Consider the following 21,151-nt stretch of genomic DNA (forward strand, 5'->3'; position numbering starts at 1 on the left):
AATGTTTCGTCGGCATATACTTCGCGATTGCACGAAGCATACCGCGACGACGCAGCGAGTCAGCGCGTGGGCGCCTCCGCCGTCAGCGCGCTGGCCGACTCGCTCTTACAGCGAATCGACGGATTTTTGGTGAGACTATATCGCCGGTGGCCCGAGGGGGCGTGAGACGGCGGGAGATGACGCGTTATCCGCGCCCGCTGGCCTCGACGCTCTCGCGCACCCGATCGAGCGCGGCCCGCACCTCGGGATCCCGATCGAGCGCAGACGGCGGCGCCGGCAGCCGGAGCGACCAGTTCTGCGGCCCCACGGTCCCCGGGACGTTGATCCGATCGCGCGTGGCGAGCACGTCCTGGAGGAGCAGCAGTACGAGCTCGCTCTTCGAGCCGAGGATCAGGTCGAGCAGCGCGCGGTGCGCCTCCTTCGTGAACTCCCGGCCGAGCTCGTTCCGGCGCGGCGCGAGCTGCGGCAGCTCGAGGACCCCGGCGCGCTCCCGGTCGTCCCGCGACTCCCACCACACAACCACCGAGTCGGTGTCGTGCGTCCCGAAGCACGCCACCGAGAGCTCCGGATACTCCGCCGGATCGCGGAACACGACGTCGTCCTTCTCCCAGATCAGCACCTTGTAGCCCGGCACGCCGAGCTGCGTGAGCGACTCCCGGACCCACTGCGGCACCGCGCCGAGATCCTCCGCCACGAGCTGCGCCCCGGTCTCCGCCGCCCCCGCCAGCATCGCGCCCACGACCCGGCCGCCGTGCTCGCGCTGCTCCGCCTCCTCCGCCGGATCGAACGTCGCCTTGGGCCGCTCGCCCCCCTCGGCCGTCCTCCCTTGCTCCGGGAAGATGTACGTCCGGTAGAAGCCGACCAGGTGATCGATCCGGAACCGGTCGTAGAGCAGCCCCGTGTAGCGGCAGCGCCGCCTGAGCCACGCGAAGTCGTTCTCGCGCATCCGGGCCCAGAAGTACGGCGGGAGCCCCCACCGCTGCCCCTCCGTGTCGAACTGGTCGGGCGGCGCGCCGACCGTCATGTCGTGCCGGAATTCGCCCTGGTGCGCCCACACGTCGGCGCTGTCGCGCGCCACCATGAACGGGAGATCCCCCATGATCTCCACGCCCTTGCCCCGGAGATCCGCGCGCGCCGCCTCCCACTGCGTGTGCGCGAGCCACTGGACGTACTCGTAAAACAGGATGTCCCTTGCGCGCTCGCGCCGCAGCGCCTCGAGCGCCTCCGGCTTGCGCTCGCGGATCGCCTCGGGCCAGTCCCACCACGCGACGCCTTCGAAGGCGTCCTTGAACGCGCGGAACTGCGCGTAGTCGGGCAGCCAGTCCGACTGCCGCTTCACGAACTCGCCGAGCTCGGCCGCGCGCGGCGTCTGCTTCGCGTGGTGCTCGCGCTCGAACACGTCGAAGGCGAAGCGCAGCGCCCGCCGCTTCACGCGGCGCACGAGATCGTAGTGGACGCGCGCGCTGTTCCGCGCCTCATCGAGCGCCGCCATGTCGTCGCCGAGCGCCTCGCCGAGCCGCTCCGCCGGGAGCTCGGGCACGGCGGACAGCGAGATGTACATCGGATCGATCCCGAACGCGGAGAGCGCCATGTACGGCGACGTCTCGCCCCCCGACACCTCGCCGAGCGGCAAGAGCTGCACGAGGCGCAGGCCCGCGGCGCGCATCCACGCGGCGAACTCGGGGAGATCACCGATCTCGCCGATGCCCCACGAGCGATCGCTGCGAAGGGAGAAGAGCGGCACCGTGACGCCGGCGATGCGGCGGCGCGCGTCGGAAGGACGAGGGGAGCTCTGGGACTGATTTTCGGCAGAGGGGGAAGACATGGGCGTTTTTCGCTTGGCTCCAGGCGTTCAGGGGCGGAGTCTAGCCCGGGTCGCGCCGTCCGGGATGCCCTTCTGCTCCGTGGATCGCGTGGTCGCGCTGCCGCCGCCGCAGCGACGCCGAGCGCGGCGCGAGGGCGGGCCCGGCTCGCGGCCGGGCCGCCGACGATCCCGGGGGCGGCGACCGAAAAATGGGGCCGCGCGCGCTTGTGTCTCGACAGCGGCGCCGATCTCGCGAATAGGGCGGCTTCACAGGTTTTTCAGATGACCAGACGCATATGGCCCGGCACGCCGACCCCCCTAGGCGCCGTCTATGACGGCGAGGGGGTCAACTTCACACTGTTCTCCCAGTCCGCCACGAAGGTCGAGCTCTGCCTCTTCGAGGCCGTCGACGATGTCGTGGAGCGCGAGCGCATCGAGCTCCCCGAGCGGACGGCCCACGTCTTCCATGGCTACGTGCCGGGGCTCAAGCCCGGCCAGCTCTATGGCTACCGGGTGCACGGGCCTTACGACCCGCGCTCCGGGCAGCGCTTCAACCCCGCGAAGCTCCTCGTCGATCCCTACGCGTACGCGCTCTCCAGCGAGCCGAACTGGAAGGCGCCGCTCTTCGCCTACGACCGCGGCGGGCACCCCGAGCGCGGCGACGGCGGCGCCGGCCGACCCAAGGACGCGGGCAGGGACGGCGCGGCGCCCGAGAAGGGCGGGGGCAAGGCCGCGGGCGAGCGCCGCGCCGAGGCGCGCGGGAAGGACTCCACGCCGCCGCCCCCGCCGGCCCCGCTCGACGACCTGGAGATCTGCCACCGCGACAGCGCCTGGGGCGCGCCGAAGTCCGTCGTCGTCGACCACCGCTTCGCGTGGGACGGCGACCGGCCGCCGGCCACGCGCTGGCAGGACACGATCATCTACGAGGTCCACGTCAAGGGCTTCACCCAGCGGCACCCGGGCATCCCGGCGAACCTGCGCGGCACCTACGCGGGGCTCGCCTCCGACGCGGCCATCGCCCACTTCAAGAAGCTCGGCGTGACGGCGCTCGAGCTGCTCCCCGTGCACGAGATGGCGAGCGAGCGCGAGATCTGGGAGCGCGGGCTCGTCAACTACTGGGGCTACAACACGCTCGCGTACTTCGCGCCCGCGGGCCGCTACTCGTCGAGCGGGCGGCTCGGGCAGCAGGTGACCGAGTTCAAGGCGATGGTGAAGGCGCTCCACGCCGCGGGCATCGAGGTGATCCTCGACGTCGTGTACAACCACACGGCGGAGGGGAACCACCTCGGTCCGACGCTCTCGCTGAAGGGGATCGACAACTGGACCTACTACCGGCTCGTCCCGCACAACCCGCGCTATTACATGGACTTCACGGGCTGCGGGAACACGGTGAACACGCGTCACTACGAGACGCTCCAGCTGGTGATGGACAGCCTGCGGTACTGGGTGACCGAGATGCACGTCGACGGATTCCGCTTCGACCTCGCGTCGGCCCTCGCCCGCGGGCACCACGACTTTGACCGCCTGAGCTCGTTCTTCGACATCATCCACCAGGACCCGGTGCTCTCGCGCACGAAGCTCATCGCGGAGCCGTGGGACGTGGGCGAGGGCGGCTATCAGGTCGGCAACTTCCCGGTCCTCTGGACCGAGTGGAACGATCGCTACCGCGACTCGGTGCGCCGCTTCTGGAAGGGCGATCTGCTGGCGGCCGACCTCGGGTATCGGCTCACCGGGTCGAGCGATCTGTACGCGTCGAGCGGGCGCCGCCCGTACGCGAGCGTCAACTTCGTCACGGCGCACGACGGCTTCACCCTGAACGATCTCGTCTCGTACAACGAGAAGCACAACGAGGCGAACGGCGAGGGCAACCGGGACGGCACCAACAACAACCACAGCTACAACCACGGCGTCGAGGGCCCCTCCAGCGACCCTGTGGTCATCGAGCTGCGCGAGCGCCAGAAGCGCAACCTCCTCGCGACGCTCCTCCTCTCGCAGGGGGTGCCGATGATCAACGCCGGTGACGAGATCGGCAAGACGCAGCTCGGCAACAACAACGCGTACTGCCAGGACAACGAGCTCTCCTGGCACGACTGGGACCTCGACGAGCGGCGGAAGCAGCTCTTCGAGTTCACCTGCCGCCTCATCGCCCTTCGGCGCAGCCAGCCCGTGCTGCGCCGGCGGATGTTCTTCTCGGGCGGCTACGTGCACGGGAGCGGGCTCAAGGACATCGTGTGGTTCCGCCCCGACGGCGCCGAGATGACGCCGGAGGACTGGACCCACCCGAACGCGCGGGCGATCGGCTACCTGCTCGGGGGCGACGCCCTCTGGGCGCTCGGCCCGCGCGGCGAGCCGATCTCCGGCGACACGCTGCTCGTGCTCATCAACGCGAACCACTCGCCGCTGGAGTTCGTGCTGCCCGCGATCGAGTTCGGCGAGCGGTGGGAGGTGCTCATCGACACCCGCACCGCCGGGGAGCCGGCGCGCACGGTCCCGGCGAGGGCAGGGGGAGAGCGCTACCTGCTCGTCGACCGGTCCGTGGCCGTATTGCGGCTCCTGGAGCGCAAGGAGAAGAAGAAGGTCAAGCGCGTGAAGGCGCAGCGCGCGTAGCTGTCCCGACCCGCCGCCCAGCGCGCCGCGCTGGCCCCTCTCGCCCACGTCGACATCCTGTCACGCGGCGCCCGGCGCGCTGCGCTGGAGATCGCTCCTCGCCGAGCTGCCCCTTGACAGGGTGCAACGACTTTGCATCTCCTAGGTGCTCCGCTCTTTTATTAAAGGTGGAGTAATCAAGTGGGGATGGAATGGTCCAAATACCTCAGTTCACGATCACCTCGGAGATCCAACAGAGCTCCGATGCCGTGTTGTACGGCGGTTACCGGAACACCGATCGTGCGCCAGTGGTCATCAAGATCCCCAAGAGCGATTGTCCCGACCCGAGGGTGCTCGCCAAGCTCAGGCACGAGTATGGCATCCTGAGAGATCTCTCGCTGGCGGGCGTCGTGAAGACGCACGGCCTCGAGAGGCACGGGAGCAGCCTCGCGCTCATCCTGGAGGATTTCGGCGGCTCCCCCCTCAACGTCGTCCTGAAGACGCGCAGGCTCGACCTCGGCGCCACGCTGAAGGTCGCCTCCTCGGTGGCGGGCGCGCTGACGTCCCTCCATCGACACGGCATCATCCACAAGGACATCAAGCCGCACAACATCCTGTCTCGTCCAGAGACGTGGTCGGCTCAGCTGATCGACTTCGGCATCGCCACCCGCCTCTCCCGGGAGACGCAGGGCGCCGAGCGCCCCGACACGCTGGAGGGGACGCTCGCCTATATGTCTCCGGAGCAGACGGGCCGGATGAACCGGATCCTCGACGACCGCACGGACCTGTATTCGTTCGGCGTCACCCTGTACGAGATGCTGACCGGCGCCTTGCCGTTCCAATCCACGGATCCGGTGGAGCTCGTCCACAGCCATATCGCGCGGAGGCCGCTCCCTCCGCACGAGGTCTCGCCCGAGATCCCGCCCGTCGTCTCCGACATCGTGATGAAGCTGCTCTCCAAGGCGGCCGAGGATCGCTACGAGACCGCGAGCGGGCTCAAGGCCGATCTGGACGAGTGCCTGGCGAAGCTCTCGATGACGGGCCGCATCGAGCCCTTCCCGCTCGGCCGGCGCGATCGGTCGGGCAAGCTCCGTCTCCAGCAGAGGCTCTATGGGCGAGCGGCGGAGACGACGGCGCTCGGGAGCGCATGGCAGCGCGCGACCCGAGGCGCGGCCGAGCTCTTCCTGGTCTCCGGCTACGCGGGTGTCGGCAAATCGGTGCTGGTCCATGAGATGCACCGATTCATCGCCCGCGATGGCGGAGCCTTCATCGAAGGGAAGTTCGACCAGCTCGACCGCAGCACGCCGTATGCGCCTGTCGCGCGCGCGTTACGGGAGCTCTGCCGGAAGCTCCTTGCGGAGCCCGCGGAGCGGCTCTCGGGCTGGAAGAGCCGCCTGCAGCTCGCCCTCGGATCGAGCGGGCAGATCCTCGTCGACCTGGTGCCAGAGCTCGAGCTCCTGATCGGGCCGCAGCCGAGCGCCCCGCCGCTCGGGCCCACCGAATCGCAGCACCGCTTCGCCCTTGTATTCCAGCGCTTCCTCCGCGCCGTCGCGACCCGAGAGCACCCGGTGGCGGTCTTTCTGGACGACGTCCAGTGGATAGATCCGGCCTCGTTGAGCCTCCTCGAGCAGATCATGTCGGATCCGGAGCGCGGCCATCTGCTCGTGCTCTGGGCCTATCGCGACAACGAGGTGGACGAGGCCCACCCGCTGACGCTCGCCCTGGAGCGGCTCCGGGAGGCCGGGGCCGCGGTGTCGCACATCGCGCTGGAACCGCTCTCCCTGCCGGACACAACGCAGCTGATCGCGGACGCCCTCGGCTGCGGCAAGGAGCCGATCGCGCCGCTTGCTGCGCTCGTGTGGAACAAGACGCACGGCAATCCGTTCTTCCTGAACCAGTTCGTGGTGGCGCTCGAGCAGGAGGAGCTGCTCACGTTCGACGCGCCCTCGGACAGCTGGAGCTGGGATGTCGAGCGAATCCGCGAGCGAATGATCACGGACAACGTGGTCGACTTCATGGCAGGCAAGATCCTGAGGTTGACGGAGAACACCCGACATGCCTTGAAGCTCGCCGCCTGCATGGGTTACCGGTTCGACCTGAGCTCGCTCGCGATCATCCAGGAGCGATCGCAGGTCGACATGGCCGCTGATCTCTGGGAAGCGCTCCGGGAGGGCCTCGTCCTGCCCCTCCACGCGGAGTACCGCTTCCTGGATGACCGCGCGGCTCAGGACGCGTCGCTCTCGGGGTTCGCCGAGACCTTCCATGTCGCCTACCGGTTCGTGCACGATCGCGTGCAGCAGGCCGCGTATTCGCTCGTCGGGGAGGACGAGAAGCAGGCGGCGCACCTCAGGATCGGGCGGCTCCTCTGGGCGAGGAGCGGCGACGAGCCGCGGGACGAGGCCCTGTTCGAGATCGCGAACCACCTGAACATCGGCGCTGCGCTGATCGAGGAGCCGGGCGAGCGGCTCGCGCTCGCGCGCCTGAACCTCGCCGCGGGCCGGAAGGCGAAGGCGTCGGCGGCTTACGAGGCGGCCGTCGGGTACTACCGGGCCGGCCTGTCCTTGCTCGGCGAGGCGGCCTGGGGCAAGGACTACGCGCTGACGTTCGCGCTCCACATGGAGCAGGCCGAGTGCGAGTACGCGAGCGGGGCGTTCGACGCGGCGGAATCCTCGCTCGACACCCTGCTGCGCCGCGCGGCGTCCCACCTCGACGTGGCGCGCGTTCGAACGCTCAGCATCGTCGTCTGTTGCGCGAGGAACCAGTTCGACAAGGCCATCGATGTCGGCCGGACGGCGCTCGCGCCCTTCGGGATCGAGCTGCCCGAGACCGCCGAGGCGGGCAAGGCGGCGGCAGACGCGGAGATCGCAGAAGCGCAGGCGAAGCTGATCGGGCGGCGGATCGAAGATCTGCTGCACGCCCCCGCGATGACCGATCCCGACAAGAAGGCCGTGATGCCGATCCTGAGGATCCTGGCCCCCGCAGCCTACATGGTCGATGCCCGGTTCTGCTCCTTCATCATGGCCAAGGAGATGACGCTCTCCTTGACGTATGGCCTCTCGGAGCAGTCGCCCGGCATCTTCGGGGCGTATGCCATCCTCCTGTGCGGCTGGCTGGGCTCGTACGAGCAGGCGTACAGGTTCGCGAGGCTCGCCTTGGACCTCTGTGAGCGGTTCAACGCCGTCGCGCTGCGGTGCCAGGTGGGCTTCATCTTCGGGCAGGTCAACGCGTTCTACAAGCCGCTCCGATCGTCGCTTGGCTACTTCGAGCAGGCGCAGCGCGCGGGCCTCGAGTCGGGAGATCTGCTCTTCCTCGCCTACACCGCTCACCGCAACCTCGATTTTCGGCTGGGCCTGGGCGACGAGCTCGGCGCCGTGGAGGACGAGGCCGACGGGCTCCTCGCGCTCATGCAGCGGACCAGGACCCCGCTCACCGAGGTCATCCTCCGGATCAGCAAGCAGATGATCGTGGCCCTCACGGGGCGCACGAGGGGCCCCTTGTCGCTGAGCGACGAGACGTTCGACGAGGACTCCTTCGTCGCGACGCTCGAGCAGCCCGGGATGATGATGGCGGCCGCCTGGTACTACACCGTCAAGATGGAGCTCTCGACCCTCTACGAGGAGTACGAGGGCGCCCTCGCGATGGCGCTCCTCGCAGAGGCGCAGAACGCGGTCGCCAACGGCACCCACGCCGAGACGGATCGCGTCTTCTTCCTCTGCCTGGTCTATTGCGGGCTCTACCCGACGAGGGACGCCGCCGAGCAGCGGGAGCTCGCGGAGCTGCTCACGAAGCACCAGCGAAAGCTCGCTGAATGGGCGGAAGGCTGCCCCGAGAACTACCTGCACAAGAAGCTGCTCATCGAGGCGGAGCGAGCGCGGATCGAGGGCGACGAGCTCAAGGCCACGAACCTCTACGACGCGGCCGTCGAGGCCGCAGGACGGAGCGAGTTCTTCCACCACGAGGCGCTCGCGAGCGAGCTCGCCGCGAGGTTCCACCTGGCGGGCGGGCGAAAGAAGATCGCGTCCATTCACATGAAGGATGCCTATCAAGGCTACCTGCGGTGGGGCGCGACGGCGAAGGCGGACGACCTCGCCGGGAAGCACCCGCACCTCTTCCTGCACCTCGCGGCGCCGCCCGTCACGAAGGGCGCGGAGCTCATCACGAGGACGACGACGGGCAGGGGGACGTCCATCCTCGACACGATCACGATCAGCCGCGCCGCGCAGACGATCGCCGGCGAGATCGTCCTCGACGAGATCATCGACCGCCTGATGAGGCTCACGATCGAGCACGCGGGCGCGCAGAGAGGCGTCCTCCTCCTCAAGCAGGACGGCCGGCTCACGCTCGAGGCCACGATCACGATCGACCCCCACAAGGTCACGATCGGCCCTCCGGTCCCGGCGGAGACCAGCGACGAGATCGCGCGCTCCGTCGTGCAGTATGTCGAGAGGACCCGTGAGCCCGTGGTCCTCGGCGACGCCTCCAGCGAGAGCCGCTTCGCGGGGGACCCCTACATCGCCGTGATGCAGCCGAAATCGCTGCTCTGCATGGCCATGATGCACAAGGGAGAGCTGACGGGCATCCTCTATCTGGAGAACGGCGCGGCGACCGAGGTCTTCAACCCGGCGCGGATCGACCTGTGCGCGCTCCTCTCTTCGCAGGCCGCCATCGCCGTCGAGAACGCGCGGCTCGTCGCGCGCGCGGAGGCCTCGGCGCGCGAGCTCGGGCGCCTGAACGAGGCGCTGGAGGATCGGATCACCCACCGCACCGAGGAGCTCCGCCGGGCGAACGAGCGGCTCGTCTTCGAGCTCCGCGAGCGCGAGCGAGCCGAGGACGAGCGGGCGAAGCTCCAGGGCGAGATCATCCGGGGGCAGACGGAGCGGCTGTCGGAGATGTCGACCCCGCTCATCCCGATCACCGACCGGATCATGGTGATGCCCCTCATCGGGACCGTGGATCAAGCGCGGGCGCGCCAGATCGTCCAGACGGCCCTGGAGGGGGCGCAGCAATCCCACGCGGCGGTGGTGATCATCGACGTCACCGGCGTGAAGTCGGTCGATAGCAGCGTCGCCGCGATGCTGGTGAGCGCGGCGACCGCGCTGCGGCTCATCGGAGCGAAGGTGGTGCTCACGGGCATTCGCCCCGAGGTCGCGCGGACGCTCGTCGACCTCGATGTCGAGCTGCAGTCCATCGTGGTGAAGGGGAGCCTGCAGAGCGGCATCGCGTTCGCGCTCCGCCGCCTGGGTCAAAGTCGGCTGCTGTAGGCAGCTATCTCCGGCCAGCGCCGCGCCTGAACGGGAGGCGGGAGCCAGGGAGCTCCACGCCGCGAGAGCTCGGCAGCGCGATCGAACGATAAGTACAGCTGCGCTGCGTCGAACGTCGCTGTCGCGTGGGCATGCGGCGCGCGTGCGCGAGCGGGCCAGGGCATTCGCCGTTCAAAGGCATCCGCATTCGCGATACGCTGAGGACATGTCGTCGCCCCTCTCCACAGGTCGCTGTCCCATGGACACAGCGATCGGTCCGGGGAACGGGGGCGGCACAAAGATCACCGGCGTGCTGCAGCCGCCCTCTCTGGGCCGACAGCCCGATTCCCCGGCGAGGGACGCCGCGCGCGAGGCTACCACGCTGGGCGGGCAGCCTCCGCCGCCCGGCCTTCTCGCTCCGGGGGGCGCAGCGCGCGACGAGGCCCGAGCGCAGCTCCTTCCCGGCCGCGTCGTCGGCGGGCGGTACAGGCTCCTCCACCCGCTCGGCCAGGGCGCGATGGGCGAGGTGTGGCGCGCACACGATAACGTCCGGCGCTTCGACGTCGCGCTCAAGTTCCTCGTGCTCCCGCGCCAGAACCTCGCTATCGACGTGATGGAGCGCTTCCGTTTCGAGGCGCAGGTCGCGGCCCAGCTCGGGCGGAAGACCGACTTCATCGTTACGGTGCACGACGCCGGCGAGGACGCCGAGGCAGGCCCGTACCTCGTCATGGAGTACGTGCACGGCCGGTCCCTCCGGCAGTTGATCCACGAGCGAGGGCCGGTCCCCGCGGCCGATCTGGCCGCGCTCCTCCGCCAGATCGGAGAGGCGCTCGCCGTGGCGCACGGCCTCGGGATCGTGCACCGCGACATCAAGCCATCGAACATCCTGCTCCGCGAGGGGCGCGACGGACGCCTCCGCGCCAAGGTCGCCGACTTCGGGATAGCCAAGTGGATCCGTCAGGATCTGGCGGCCGACTTCCCCCGCCAGACCGCGGACGGCGTGGTGCTGGGCACGCCGGGCTACCTCAGCCCGGAGCACACGTGCGACGGGCAGTCGGATCCACAGCTCGATATGTGGGCCCTCGCGGTGGTCGCGCACGTGGCGCTCACCGGCCAGCAGCCCTTCGCCGGCCGCACCATCGCCGATGTGCTCGCCTCCATCATCGAGGGCGCGCGCCCCCCGCTGTCGACGCTGTGCCCGGACGCGCCGCCGGCGCTGGAGACGTGGTTCGCGCGCGCGTTCGCCCTGGATCCGGCGGAGCGATTCCCCTCCATCGAGCCGATGATCTCCGCCTTCGTGGCCGCGGCCTTCGCGTCGGGCGCGAACGCCGCGCCAGCGCCCGCCGCGATGACGCGGCGGACCCCGGTGCTCCTCGCGGCGGCTGGCCTCATCGCGGCGCTCGGGCTGGGGCTCTCGTTCGCCGCCGCGCTGCCGTCGCAGCGCTCGGAGGCCGCCTCCGAGCTGCGTGCGATCAGCGGCGAGGTGCTCGCCGCCGCCCACCGCGCTCCCGTGGCGCAGGCGCCCACGGCGCCGCACGTGGACACGTGTTCGACCGTTCCCGCGGCCGAGCCCGCGATAGCGCCGTCCTCCGTCCCGCCGCCTCCGGAGCCCGCGCCGCAGCCGGCCGCGGCGCGCCCCGCCCCGACGTCGCCGGCGTCCACGCCGCGGCCAGCCGCGGCGCGCCCCGTCCCGAAACCTCCGGCGCCCGCGCCGCGGCCAGCCGTGGCGAGCCCCGCCCGTGCGTCAGGCGCGCCGGCGAGCACCGGCAGAGCGCCCTCACGAAAGCGGGCGACCGACGCAGGCACGCGGAAGAGCGCGATCTTTTGAGCGTCGATCGCGAGGCGCGCCGTGGCGCCCGCAGGTCGATCTCCATGAGCCCCTCCGGCGCGCCGTGACCGTCGGGCTGGCCCGCTATCCAGCGGGCGCGCTCTGATGGCCTGGCCGCGGCCGAGCGAAGAGACGGAAGAACGCCCGAGCGAGGCGCTTGTCGCCCTGGAGCTCGACCGGCGCGTCGGCGAGCTTCTGATCCCCGAAGACGACCGCGCGCAACGTGGCGGGATCGGTCGCGATCACGGCGTCAGGCCGGCGCGGAGCGCCCCGCGCGATGGCGATGGTCGCGCCATCGACCGCGATCGAGAGCCGCGCCTCGCCGAGTCGAAGCTCGTACATCGCGCAGAGGCCCGTGGCCTCGTCCGCGACGAACGTCGCCTCGAGCGCGATCATCAGCGCGTCGACGCTCAGGGGGCCTGCGGGCCGGGCGGGCGAGCGCGCACCCCACCGGCCGAGCTGCACGAGCAGCGGATGGAGCTCGCGGCCCCAGTCCGTGAGCTCGTAGGTCGGCGCGCCCTCCTTGTGCCGCCGCACGACGCCGCCGCCCTCGAGCTCGCGGAGCCGCTGCGACAGCACGTTGGGGCTCGCGCCGGCAAGGCCGTCGCGGAGGTCCGTGAACCTCTTCGGGCCGAGCAGGAGCTCACGCACGATGAGGAGAGCCCACCGCTCGCCAACGAGATCGAGCGCTCGCGCAATGCCGCAAGGATCTCCGTAGCTTCTCAGACCGGTCATGGCCGCCGCATCCTAATAGAACTTGCGAAGGAGGACCAAATAATCCTAAAGTAGGACTAACTAGAAGACGCGCAGCTTCAGCAACGGGAACGTCGTGCTCTGGTACGAAGCGACGGCGTGACAAGGGGGCACGGCTGAGCCCGGTGCGCGTCCGACAGCCGCTGAGCCCAGCGCTCCTCTTCCGCTTCCGCACCTCCGCCCGTTCCCGCGTGCCGTGGCGCTGGCCAAAGCGCCGCATCATCGCTGCTGTGTTCCCCGTAGGCGCATCAGGCTCTCCCTTCGTGTCGCGAGCCGCGCCCACAGGAGCCGCGCGAGCTGCGCAGATCCGTGGATGCCCATCGCTTCGTTCGCAGTAGATTCTGCCGCCGGAGGCAACCGAGGGATGACCGGAACGTCAGACGAACAGCAGACGAGCGGCCATGCGGACGGCGCCGGCCTGCAGGCGACGGCAGCGCAGCTCATCGACGCGGCGTGCGAAGGCGTGGCGCCGCGCCTGCCGCGCGCAACGTACCGCGTGCAGCTCAACAAGGACTTTACCTTCGAGCAGGCGCGGCGCCTCGTCGCCTACCTCGACGCGCTTGGCATCAGCGACCTCTACTCGTCGCCGTTCTTCAAGGCGCGCCCCGAGAGCATGCACGGCTACGACCTCGTCGACCACAACGCGCTCAACCCCGCGATCGGCGATCGCGCCGATCTCGACCGCCTCACCGGCGAGCTCGCGGCGCACGGCATGGGCCTCCTGCTCGACTTCGTGCCGAACCACATGGGCATCGGCACCTCCGACAACGCCTGGTGGAACGACGTCCTCCAGAACGGCCCGAGCTCGCTCTACGCGCCGTTCTTCGACATCGACTGGGCGCCGCTCAAGACGGAGCTCAAGCACAAGGTGCTGCTCCCCGTGCTCGGCGACCACTTCGGGCGCGTGCTCGAGCGCGGCGAGCTCAAGATCGAGTTCGACAACGGCGCGTTCATGCTCCGGTACTTCGATCACGTCTTCCCGGTGAACCCGCGGACGTACAGCATGATCATCGGGCCGCTCGTGCCCGGGCTCGTCGCGGCGCTCGGCGAGGAGCACGACGCGCTCCTCGAGCTGCAGAGCATCCTGACCGGGCTCCGCAACATGCCGCCGCGGACCGAGACCCAGCGGGCCAAGGTGATCGAGCGGCGCCGGGAGAAGGAGATCCTCAAGCGGCGGCTCGCGTCGCTCGTCGCGGACTCGCCCGACATCGCGGCGGCGCTGGCCGAGGGCGTCCTGCGGATCAACGGCAAGGCGGGCGATCCGCGGAGCTTCGACCCGATCGAGGCGCTGCTCGAGGAGCAGGCCTACCGCCTCAGCTTCTGGCGCACCGCCGCCGAGGAGATCAACTACCGCCGGTTCTTCGACATCAACGACCTCGCCGCGATCCGGATGGAGCACCGGCCGGTGTTCACCGAGGCGCACCGCCTCGTCTTCGAGCTCTGCGAGCGGGGGCAGGTCACGGGGCTGCGCATCGACCACCCCGACGGCCTCTGGGACCCGATCGGCTACTTCGAGGAGCTGCAGCGGGGTTACCTCATCGAGCGCTGCCGGCGCCGCTTCCTCGCCGAGGCGTCGAGCGAGCCGGAGCAGAAGAGCTTCCTCGACCCGCGCCGCCGCCCCGAGGCCCGCTTCGCCCGGCTGGAGCCGGCCCTCCGCGCGGTCCTCTCGGAGCGCGCCGCGAGCGGGGCGTCGATCACGAGGCCGCTCTACGTCGTCGTCGAGAAGATCCTCGCGCGCGGCGAGACGCTGCCCGAGGCGTGGCCCGTCCACGGGACGAGCGGCTACGACTTCACCGCGGCCGTGGGCGAGCTCTTCGTCGACGCCTCCAGCGAGGGGCAGATGACGGCGATCTACGAGCGGTTCATCGGCGATCACATGGCGTTCGAGGAGCTCGTGTACGAGAAGAAGAAGGTGATCCTCCGGACGGCCCTGGCGAGCGAGCTCAACGTGCTCACCCACGCCCTGAACCGGCTCACCGAGCGCGACCGCCGCTTCCGCGACTTCACGCTGGGCTCGCTCAACGAGGCGCTGCGCGAGGTCATCGCGTGCTTCCCGGTCTACCGCACCTACATGAACGAGCGGACGCCGACGATCTCCGATCACGACCGCGTCGCCATCGGCCGCGCCGTCGCCCTCGCGCGCCGGCAGAACCCGACGATGGAGGGATCCATCTTCACGTTCGTGCGCTCGGTCCTGATGCTCGACGGCACGGATCTCTACCGCGAGGAGGACCGGCACCTCTTCTGCGACTTCGTGATGAAGTTCCAGCAGCTCACCGGGCCGGTGATGGCCAAGGGGCTGGAGGACACGTCGTTCTACATCTACAACCGGCTCGTGTCGCTGAACGAGGTCGGGGGCGAGCCCGAGCGCTACGGCTCGAGCGTCCTCGCGTTCCACCGCGGCAACGTGCAGCGGCAGCGGGCGTGGCCGTACTCGATGCTCGCGACGTCGACGCACGACACGAAGCGGAGCGAGGACGTGCGGGCGCGCATCAGCGTGCTCTCGGAGCTCCCGTCGGCCTGGGAGGAGGCGCTCCACCGCGCCGCCGCCGCGGCCGCGCCGCTCAAGGCCGAGATCGAGGGCCGCCTCGCGCCGGACAGCAACGAGGAGTACCTCTTCTACCAGACGCTCCTAGGCAGCCTTCCGATCGAGCCGCTGCTCGGCGGGCCCAGCGGTGCGCGAGGCCCGCGCGCGCCCGAGGGCGACGCGCTCTCGGCGTACGCCGACCGCCTCGTGGAGTACATGCGCAAGGCCACGAAGGAGGCGAAGGTCAACACGTCCTGGATCGACGCGCAGCCCGAGTACGACGCCGCCGTCGAGGCGTTCGTGCGCAAGGCGGTCTCGTCCGCGGAGGTCCTGGGCGCGCTCCTGCCGCTCGCGCGCGTGGTCGCGTACCACGGCATGTGGGGCTCGCTCTCGCAGACGCTCCTGAAGCTCACGTCGCCGGGCGTGCCCGACGTGTACCAGGGCAACGAGGTGTGGGACTTTAGCCTCGTCGACCCGGACAACCGCCGCCCGGTCGACTACGCGGCGCGCGAGCGGGCGCTCGCGGAGATCCGCGCGCGGCGCGGGCAACAGGGCGGCGGGGGCCGCGCGCTCGCGCGCGAGCTCTGCGCCGAGGCGCCCGACGGCCGCGTCAAGCTGTTCGTCACGCACGTCGCGCTCGATCTGCGCCGGCGCCACCCGGCGCTCTTCGGGGCCGACGGGGACTACGCGCCGCGCGCCGTGATCGGCGATCGCGAGGCGCACGTCGTCGCCTTCGCGCGCCGCGCGCCGGACGGGCGCTCGGTCGTCGTGGTCGCGCCCCGGTTCAGCGCGCGGCTGCTCGGCGGCGCGTGCTCCCCGCCGATCGGCGCGGCGTGGGCCGGCACCTCGATCGACGTGGAGCCCGGCCTCTACACGGATCTCTTCACCGGCGCCGAGATCGCGGCGTCGCCCTCCGTCGCTCCGCCGCGCGACGCGGCCGCGCCCTCCGAGCCGAGGGACGGCGCGACGCTCCCGCTCGACCGCGTGCTCTCCGATTTCCCCGTCGCCCTGCTGCTGCGGGCGGCTCAGCGAGGCCAGTGAGATGAAGGCGATGCGCACGATGGGCGCGTGGATCGAGGGCGGCGCGGTTCGCTTCCGCGTCTGGGCGCCCGACCACGATCGGATCGAGCTCGTCACCTACGGGGCCGACGGCAAGGAGGTCACGGGCGCGCTGCCGGCGGCCCCGACCGGCGGCGGCTACTTCGAGGCGACGGCGCCGGGCCTCGGGGCCGGCGCGCTCTACAAGGTGCGGATCGACGGCGAGGGGCCGTTCCCGGACCCGTACGCCCGCGCCCAGCCGCTCGGCGTCCACGGCCCGTCCGCGGTCGACGATCCCTCGTTCGCGTGGACCGACGCGGGGTGGCGGGGCGTCGCGCTCGAGGATCTCGTCCTCTACGAGGTCCACGTCGGCGCGGCGACCCCGGAGGGCACGTTCGACGCGCTGATCGGGCGGCTCGCCGAGCTCCGGGAGCTCGGGATCACGGCGATCGAGCTCATGCCGGTCGCGAGCTTCCCGGGCGAGCGCGGGTGGGGGTACGACGGGGTCGACCTCTTCGCGCCCGCCGCGGCCTACGGCGGCCCGGCGGGCCTGCGCCGCCTGGTCGACGCGGCCCACGCCGCGGGGATGGGGGTGATCCTCGACTGCGTCTACAACCACTTCGGCCCCGACGGGAACTACCTCCGCGCCTACGCGAGGCGCTACTTCACCGATCGCCACAAGACGCCCTGGGGCGACGCGGTGAACTACGACGGCGAGGGCGCCGAGCAGGTCCGCGCGCTCGTCCTGGAGAACGTCGAGATGTGGATCCGCGACTTCCACATGGACGGCCTCCGCCTCGACGCGACCCACGCGATCGTCGACGACTCGGAGCCCCACATCCTCCGGGAGATCGGCGAGCGCGCGCGGGCGGCCGGCGAGGGGCGGCGCGTCCTCGTCATCGCCGAGGACAGCCACAACGACGCGCGCCTCGTGACGCCCGTCGAGCAGGGCGGGTACGGCCTCGACGCCGTGTGGTCCGACGACTTCCACCACGAGCTGCGCGTCCTGTTCGCCGGGGACCGCGACGGCTACTTCGAGGATCACACGGGCACCGCGGAGGACATCGCGGCGACGATCCGCAAGGGGTGGCTCTACGAGGGGCAGATCTCGAAGCACTCGGGCAAGCCGCGGGGTACGCTGGCGGATCCGGTGCCGCCGCCGCGCTTCGTCCACTGCATCCAGAACCACGATCAGATCGGCAACCGCGCTGTCGGCGATCGGCTCGGCGACACGGTGAGCCCGGCGGCGTTCCGGACGATGTCGGCGCTCCTCCTGCTCACGCCGTACACGCCGCTCCTGTTCATGGGCCAGGAGTGGAACGCGCGGACGCCGTTCCAGTACTTCACCGATCACGAGGCGGAGCTCGGCCGGCTCGTGACCGAGGGCCGCCGGCGCGAGTTCCAGTACTTCGCGGCGTTCGCAGGCGCCGAGGTGCCGGATCCACAGGATCCGCGCACGTTCCAGCGATCGAAGCTCGACGACGCCGAGCGGCGGCGGCCCGAGCACGCCGGCGTGCTCGCGTGGTACCGCGAGCTCCTCCGCCTCCGCGCGTCGCACCCCGCGCTGCGGAGCCGCGCGCGCGGCGCCTTCTCGGCCGACGCGCTCTCGCCGGACGCGATCTGCCTCGAGCGCCGCGGCGGTGGGGCCCTCGTGATCGCGCTCTACGCGCTCCGGGGCGCGCTCTCGCTCGACCTCGGCCGCCCGGAGGCGCGGGCGCTCGCGTTCAGCGAGGAGACGAGGTTCGGCGGCGCGGCGCGGCGGCCCCCGCTCGATCGCGGCCGCGTGGAGCTCGAGGGGCCGGCGGTCCTGATCGTCGAGGTGCCCGAGCCCTCCGGGGCGGCGTGCTGAAGCCCGTCACGTTCACGCCCATCGGCGTGGTGCGCACGCCGTTCTCCGATCGGGTGAGCGCGCCCCGGCAGCCCAACGCGGCGGGCAGCGCCGAGGGGACGATCGAGCTCGTGCCGGGCCTCGGGCTGGAGCACGCGCTGTCGGACATCGAGGGGTGGGACTACCTCTGGGTGGTCTTCTGGTTCCACCTCAATGAGGGCTGGCGCCCGAAGGTGCTGCCGCCGCGGAGCGCCGGCAAGCGGCGCGGCGTGCTGTCGACGCGCTCGCCGCACCGCCCGAACCCGATCGGCCTCAGCGCGGTGAGGCTCCTCGCGGTGGACGGGCTCACCCTGCGCGTCGGCGGCGTGGACATGATCGACGGCACGCCGGTGCTCGATCTGAAGCCCTACGTGCCGTACGCGGACGCGTACCCGAGCGCGCGCACCGGCTGGCTCGCGCCGCTCGCGCAGGATCCGGGCGCCGAAGCGCCGGTCGATCCCGACCCCGGCTTCGAGGTGGCGTGGTGCGCGCGCGCCGCCGAGCAGGCCGCGTGGATCGAGGAGGCGCACGGCTTCGCGCTGCGGGAGCGCGTGGACCGGGTGCTCGCGCTCGGCCCGCAGCCGCACCCCTACCGCCGGATCCGCGCCGATGGCGACGCGATGCGCCTCGCCGTGACGTCCTGGCGGGTGCGCTTCAGGGCGGAGGGGCGCCGGATCGAGGTGCTGTCGGTGGCGACGGGCTACCGCGAGAAGGAGCTCGTCGGCGGCGAGGGCCCCGAGATCGAGGCGCACCGGCGGTTCGTGGAGCGGTTCGGCCGCGGCTAGCGGTCGTCGATCGACGCGCAGATCGCCCGACGCGCGGATCGTCTGTTCGCCAGGCGCGCGCAGATCGCCTGGATTTCCGCGGATCTCCCGTGTCGATTCACGCCCTGCATCGCTTGCAGCACGCGCTCGAGGCGGACAAATGGTCTGCGTGTTCGTCGGTGACATCTCACCTGGATATCGAGCCGGCGCGCTCGACGGAGACGCCTGCTGACGGTGCGGCCGGAGCGTTGCGGCGACGTGGCCGATCAGGGGGTGAGCCCTCTCCACTGTGTCTGCGAGCCCTCGCCGGTCCCGTACTCAGCCTCGCCGGAGGACGGCCGCGGCGACAGGGGGCAGGCCGCGGGTGAGCTGCGGCTGAAGGCGGCCCTCCTCGATCATCTCGGTGAGGCGGCGCTCGCGTGGGAGCTCGGCGCGGCGAGCGCCATCGTGTACTTCGGCCCCGGGGCCGAGCAGCTCTACGGCTTCCCGGCGCGCGAGGCGCTGGGGCGGTCGAGCCATGATCTCCTGCGCACCGCGCTCCCGGCGCCGCTCGAGCAGATCGAGGCGGCGCTCACGCGGGACGGCCTCTGGGAGGGCGAGCTCCGGCGCACGACCCGCGACGGCCGGGAGATCGTGGTCGAGAGCCGGTTGCGGCTCGTGGAAGGGGCGGAGCGCCGGCGGCTCGTCCTGGAGACCGGGCGCGAGAGCACCGCCAAGCGGCGCGCCGAGGAGGCCCTGCGGGACAGCGAGGTGTGCTTCCGCACCATGGCCGATCACGCGCCCGTCATGAGCTGGATGACGGGCGCCGATGGCGGCTGCACGTACGCGAGCCGGGGCTGGCTGGACTTCTCGGGCCAGACCGAGTCGGCCGCCCTGGGCAGCGGGTGGCTCGAGGCGGTGCACCCCGAGGACCGGTCGGCGGCCGAGGAGGCCTTCCGGCGAGCCCACGAGCGGCACGAAGCCTACAGGATGGATTTCCGCGTGCGCCGCCGCGACGGCGTGTACCGCTGGTGCATCGACTCGGCCGCTCCGCGGCTCGCCCCGGGCGGCGAGTTCCTCGGCTATGTCGGCTCGATCATCGACATCACCGAGCGCAAGGAGGCGGAACTCCAGCTGCAGGAGCGCGAGGAGGGCCTGCGCCGCGCCATCATGGAGACCCCGTTTCCCATCATGATCCACGCCGAGGACGGGCATGTCGTCTGCGTCAACCGCGCGTGGACGGACATCAGCGGGTACACCCACGAGCAGATCCCCTCCGTGACGGCTTGGTTCGACAGGGCGTACGGGGCGACGGGGGCCGCCGTCCGCGCCAGGGTGGCGTCCCTCTTCGATCTGAACGGGGTCTCGGACGAGAACGAGCTCACCATCATCACGGCGAGCGGCGCCAGGCGCACGTGGGTCTTCAGCGCCGCTCCGCTGGGGAAGGACGCGGCGGGCAGGCGGCTCCTGGTCTCCGTCGCCCACGACGTCACCGAGCGGAAGCAGGCGGAGGCGACGTTGAGGGAAGCTGACCAGCGCAAGGACGCGTTCCTGGCCATGCTGGCGCACGAGCTGCGCAATCCGCTCGGACCCATCCGCAATGCGGTGGAGATCCTGCGGAGCCCGGGGGCGGAGCAGCCGTCGCTCCTGCGGGCGTGCGGCGTGATCGAGCGGCAGGTGGCGCACATGGCCCGGCTCGTGGACGATCTGCTCGACGTGTCGCGCGTGGCGCGCGGGAGGATCCAGCTGCGGAAGGAGCGCTGCGATCTGCCTCGCCTGCTCCGGCAGACCGCGGAGGACTACCGCAGCACACTGGAGGCGAGCGGCCTGGAGCTCCGGCTGGATGTGCCGGACGAGCCGCTCTGGGTCTCCGGCGATCCCACGCGCCTTTCTCAGGCGGTCAGCAACGTGCTGCACAACGCCAACAAGTTCACCGACGCCGGCGGCCGGGTGACGGTCGCGCTGTCGACGTCGGACGGCTCCGCGGCGATCCGCGTCCGCGACACGGGCGTCGGGATGGATCCGGCGACGCTGGCGTGCATGTTCGAGGCGTTCAGCCAGGCCGAACGCAGCCTGGACCGCAACCGGGGCGGGCTCGGGCTGGGGCTGGCGCTCGTGAAGGGCCTGGTCGAGCTCCACGGCGGGACGGCGTCGGCCGAGAGCGCGGGCCTCGGCCATGGGACGGAGATCGTCCTCCGCCTGCCGCTCGCGCGCGGGCCCGAGGCGTCCCCGGAGCGCACCGCGCCGCCGTCGGGCCTAGACGCGGGGTCGCCGGGCGTCTCGAGGTCGCTGCGCGTCCTGATCATCGAGGACAACGAGGACGCCGCCGAGATGCTGCAGGCGCTCCTCGCCATGAACGGCCATCAGGTCGAGGTGGCCCTGTCCGGGGCCGCGGGGGTGGAAGCGGCCCGCTCGTTCCGGCCGGATGTCCTCCTGTGCGACATCGGCCTCCCCGGCGGGATGGACGGCTGCGGCGTGGCGAGGACCTTGAAGGAAAGCGCGGACGTCGCCCCGTCGCTGATGATCGCCCTGACGGGCTACGGCCAGGAGCGGGATCAGCGCCGGATCCGCGAGGCCGGCTTCGACATGCACTTCGTCAAGCCGATCGACCCGGGCTCGCTGCAGAGCCTCCTGGCCTCCGTGGCGACGCGGGCGTGACGGCGCGAGGGGCCGGGCGCCGCCGCGCCGGCCCGGTGGCTCGATGTGGCTCGCTCGCACACAGGCGCTGGCTCGACCTTTGAAAAGGCTTCCGCTCTACCGCGGAG

At 71.1% G+C, this 21,151-nt stretch carries 9 protein-coding genes; 7 read left to right on the forward strand and 2 right to left on the reverse strand.

What is annotated here, in order from left to right:
- Nucleotides 1–184: 184 nt before the first annotated feature.
- Nucleotides 185–1,825 (reverse strand): 4-alpha-glucanotransferase, encoded by a 1,641-nt coding sequence (locus WME90_RS12375; protein ID WP_437281308.1) that lies wholly within the window; start codon nt 1,823–1,825, stop codon nt 185–187.
- A gap of 261 nt (nt 1,826–2,086) precedes the next feature.
- Here WME90_RS12375 and glgX point away from each other — a divergent pair, with 261 nt between their 5' ends.
- The 3 genes from glgX (at nt 2,087) to WME90_RS12390 (ending at nt 11,458) form a co-directional block, all read left to right on the forward strand.
- Complete coding sequence (gene glgX / locus WME90_RS12380) at nt 2,087–4,411, forward strand: glycogen debranching protein GlgX (protein WP_437281309.1); 2,325 nt, start codon at nt 2,087–2,089, stop codon at nt 4,409–4,411.
- A gap of 191 nt (nt 4,412–4,602) precedes the next feature.
- On the forward strand, nt 4,603–9,651 hold the full coding sequence (locus tag WME90_RS12385) for an AAA family ATPase (protein WP_437281310.1): 5,049 nt from the start codon (nt 4,603–4,605) through the stop codon (nt 9,649–9,651).
- A 238-nt stretch (nt 9,652–9,889) separates the two neighbouring features.
- Nucleotides 9,890–11,458, forward strand: a complete 1,569-nt coding sequence (locus WME90_RS12390) for a serine/threonine-protein kinase (RefSeq protein WP_437281311.1) — start codon at nt 9,890–9,892, stop codon at nt 11,456–11,458.
- Between the two features lie 84 nt (nt 11,459–11,542).
- Here the strand turns inward: WME90_RS12390 and WME90_RS12395 are convergent, their stop codons facing one another.
- A complete protein-coding gene (locus tag WME90_RS12395; RefSeq protein ID WP_437281312.1) occupies nt 11,543–12,193 on the reverse strand; it encodes a winged helix-turn-helix transcriptional regulator in 651 nt (216 codons plus the stop codon).
- A gap of 382 nt (nt 12,194–12,575) precedes the next feature.
- On the opposite strand from WME90_RS12395, the gene treY reads away from it, so the two are divergent.
- The 4 genes from treY to WME90_RS12415 all read left to right on the forward strand — a co-directional run bounded on the left by treY (nt 12,576) and on the right by WME90_RS12415 (nt 21,044).
- Nucleotides 12,576–15,779: a malto-oligosyltrehalose synthase gene (gene treY, locus WME90_RS12400; RefSeq protein WP_437281313.1), complete on the forward strand. Its 3,204-nt coding sequence runs from the start codon at nt 12,576–12,578 to the stop codon at nt 15,777–15,779.
- Between the two features lies 1 nt (nt 15,780).
- Nucleotides 15,781–17,625, forward strand: coding sequence for a malto-oligosyltrehalose trehalohydrolase (gene treZ / locus WME90_RS12405; RefSeq protein ID WP_437281314.1), 1,845 nt, complete (start codon nt 15,781–15,783; stop codon nt 17,623–17,625).
- A complete protein-coding gene (tsaA, locus tag WME90_RS12410; RefSeq protein ID WP_437281315.1) occupies nt 17,619–18,428 on the forward strand; it encodes a tRNA (N6-threonylcarbamoyladenosine(37)-N6)-methyltransferase TrmO in 810 nt (269 codons plus the stop codon). Before treZ ends, tsaA begins: the two co-directional genes overlap by 7 nt.
- A gap of 252 nt (nt 18,429–18,680) precedes the next feature.
- On the forward strand, nt 18,681–21,044 hold the full coding sequence (locus tag WME90_RS12415) for a PAS domain S-box protein (RefSeq protein WP_437281316.1): 2,364 nt from the start codon (nt 18,681–18,683) through the stop codon (nt 21,042–21,044).
- Nucleotides 21,045–21,151: the final 107 nt, after the last annotated feature.

Origin of the sequence: Sorangium sp. So ce375, from assembly GCF_051473855.1 — a bacterium.
Lineage (GTDB): Bacteria > Myxococcota_A > Polyangia > Polyangiales > Polyangiaceae > Sorangium.